2 protein-coding genes are annotated in these 1333 nt (G+C 63.3%); both read left to right on the top strand.

The genetic code is table 11. From position 1 onward, the window contains the following. Positions 1 to 817, top strand: an 817-nt coding sequence (locus tag KG698_RS15285; RefSeq protein ID WP_213686399.1) for an amidohydrolase family protein, incomplete at its 5' end; no start/stop codon positions are given. Continuing rightward, on the top strand, positions 817 to 1333 hold a 517-nt coding region (locus tag KG698_RS15290; protein WP_300984237.1), incomplete at its 3' end, for an ABC transporter ATP-binding protein. The genes KG698_RS15285 and KG698_RS15290, both read left to right, overlap by 1 nt.

The raw sequence follows: 1333 nt of genomic DNA on the forward strand, positions 1-1333 counted from the left end.
GGAAGGCGAGGCCACGAACCGCGCCATCATGATCGCGGACATGGCGGGGGTGCCTTTGTATGTCGTGCATGTGTCGTCCGAAGACGCGCATGAGGCGATCCGGCGCGCGCGGTCCTTGGGCAAGCGGGTCTGGGGCGAGCCGCTGATCCAGCACCTGACGCTGGATGAAAGTGAATATTTCCATCCCGATTGGGATCATGCCGCGCGCCGCGTGATGTCGCCCCCGTTCCGCAACAAGAAACATCAAGACAGCCTCTGGGCCGGGTTGATGTCCGGGTCGCTCTCGGTCGTGGCGACGGATCATTGCGCCTTTACCACCGAGCAAAAGCGCTATGGCGTGGGCGATTTCTCGAAAATCCCCAATGGCACCGGCGGGCTGGAAGACCGGATGCCGATGCTTTGGACGCATGGGGTGGCCACGGGGCGGCTCACGCCCAATGAATTTGTCGCCATCACCTCGACCAACATCGCCAAGGTGTTGAACTGCTACCCGAAAAAGGGCGCGATCCTGGTGGGGGCCGATGCCGATATCGTGGTTCTGGACCCGGCCAAGGAAAAGACCATCACCGCCAGCGCCCAGCAATCGGCGATCGATTACAACGTGTTCGAGGGCCACAAGGTCAAGGGCCTGCCGCGCTTCACGCTGACGCGGGGGCATGTGGCGGTTCATGATGGTGAGATCCGCACGCAAGAGGGCCATGGCCAATTCGTCAAGCGCCCCGGCAACGGGACGGTGAACCGCGCCTTGTCCACATGGAAAGACTTGACCGCCCCGCGCCCGGTATCGCGCACGGGCATCCCGGCAACGGGGGTATGATGGCCGATCCCGCCACCGCCCCGCAGGTGATGACCGCCGAGAAAACACCCGTGATCGAGGCCCGAAACCTCGATCTGACCTTTCAGACCAACGATGGCGCGGTGCAGGCGCTGTCGGATGTCACCTTGACCATCGACAAGGGCGAGTTTGTCAGCTTCATCGGCCCCTCGGGCTGTGGCAAGACCACCTTTCTGCGCGTCATCGCGGCGCTGGAACATCCCACGGGCGGCACCATCACCGTCAACGGCATGACCCCCGACCAGGCGCGACAGGCGCGCGCCTATGGCTATGTGTTCCAGGCCGCGGGGCTTTACCCTTGGCGGACCATCGAGAAGAACATCGCCCTGCCGCTGGAGATCATGGGCTTTGACCGCGCCGAGCAGGAAAAGCGCGTGAAGTCCGTGCTGCAACTGGTCGATCTGGAAGGGTTCGGCAAGAAATTCCCGTGGCAATTGTCGGGTGGCATGCAGCAGCGGGCCAGCATCGCGCGCGCGCTGGCCTTTGATGCCGATATCC

This window comes from Roseicyclus sp. (assembly GCF_018402035.1).
Taxonomy (GTDB): Bacteria; Pseudomonadota; Alphaproteobacteria; order Rhodobacterales; family Rhodobacteraceae; genus Roseicyclus.